The sequence below is a fragment of the Psychrobacillus sp. genome (genome assembly GCF_056205495.1).
The window spans coordinates 1-1,673 of the sequence record NZ_JBAEAP010000449.1; the positions used below are offsets into that span (position 1 = coordinate 1).

The following is a 1,673-nucleotide window of genomic DNA, read 5'->3' on the forward strand; positions in this document are numbered from 1 at the left end:
CTAAATCTACTGCAATACCTATGGCTAAGGAAGATATACCAAACAGCCCAGTACCTACTGTACCTAAAGATGTATAAACGGTTAATAACTTTTCTTTAGGGACGCTTCGCTGAATAATTGTTTGTTGCGGTATATTTTTCAATTGGCTAGTTAGTCCAATACCTACAGATAATATAATCGCTAGTAATGGAAAACTTATAGAACCGAATAGGATGGTAAGAATACCGCTAATGAATGCGCCATAGCCGATAAAATATTGCTTATAGGTATCTGTCACAGTGGAATATTTCATACAAATAATGCTTCCTACTAATAATCCTATAAAAAATGCTCCATTAATAAAGCCCCACCATTGTTCTCCTTCATGGAGGGCAGTCTCCACATAAATATATAGAATGGCTGCTATCCAAACAGCCCCTGCTATCGTCTCTAGAATATCCATTAGCATAATTTTTTTAAGAACCGGAGTTTTCTTTATACTAATCCAGCCTTCGGAGAACTGGTTCCAGAGGGTATCTTTCTCTTTTTCCTCATGACTTACATCTTCTAAAAGCAACGTAAGTATAGTGGAAACTAAAAAGAAGCCACATACTATAAGTATTAACCAATTGGGGCTTAGCAATAAAAGTAACAATCCGCCGAACAACCAAGCACCAATTTGCAATAACTGAGTGACAGTTTCTACGATACTATTAGCCTTTATAAGCTGAGCATCTTCCACATAATGAGGTAGGAAAGCTCGCATGATCGGATTGGCACAGCCATCTAACAAAGCAATTCCACCTATTACAAAGAAAATGTACCAATAATTAGTTGAATGTATAAAAAACAATAGAAAAACTACTAACAATGCTAATAGCAAAGTTTTTCCTGCCTGTGACCATACTAGTAAGAACTTTAGCCTATATTTCCCAAGAAATAAAGGAGTCACTAAACTAGAAATAAACATTGCAGTAGTTATCGTAAATGGCACTATGGAAGAAATGGCGGCTGAACCCGTTAAGTCATATAAAACACTAATAACACCTACTAGATAAAAAACATCTCCAAGGTTTGCAATCGATTGACTAGTTAGTAATACTATAAAATTTTTATTTTGTTTCATAATTATCCCCCATATTAATTTCGTTCATTTAATACGGAGTTAAATCAAATTGGACTATACATTATTTTTTTCCTCTCTTCTAAATACCTTAAGGAGTAGCTCTGGGGGATACAAAGCTTCTCCTATGTTAGGCATTTACTTTAATCAATCAAGTTTATTTTGGATATTCGAATACTTTTTAATAGCAGTGTGAACATATCACGCTATACATTTCCTTGTATCAATCTACCATTTGTTTTTTATAAACAATAGCAGTAATGATATAAATTACTACTGACCATAGAGCGATTATACCTAAATGGCTCCAAACTTCTCCAAGCCCAGCTCCAGCATCTATCCTAGTTGCTAATTCTAATAGCTGAAGGTTTGGTATATATTCAATTACACTTAAAATAGGATATTTATCACTAAAGCTTTCGATTGCTGTTCCCATAGAAAACAATAAAATAACTGGCAACACGATCACAGAAGACAACATTACTGATTTTGCTATTAACCCTAGTAAAGTACCTAAGCCTATAAAAAATATCGCACATAAGGATAATCCTAATAATAATACAGGTACGTT

1 protein-coding gene and 1 pseudogene are annotated in these 1,673 nt (G+C 34.1%); both read right to left on the reverse strand.

What is annotated here, in order from left to right:
- Positions 1-1,105, reverse strand: a 1,105-nt coding sequence (locus tag AC06OU_RS12960) for an MFS transporter (protein WP_475856280.1), incomplete at its 3' end; no start/stop codon positions are given.
- A 220-nt stretch (positions 1,106-1,325) separates the two neighbouring features.
- Positions 1,326-1,673 (reverse strand): annotated as a pseudogene (locus tag AC06OU_RS12965) (ABC transporter permease); the annotation flags it as partial.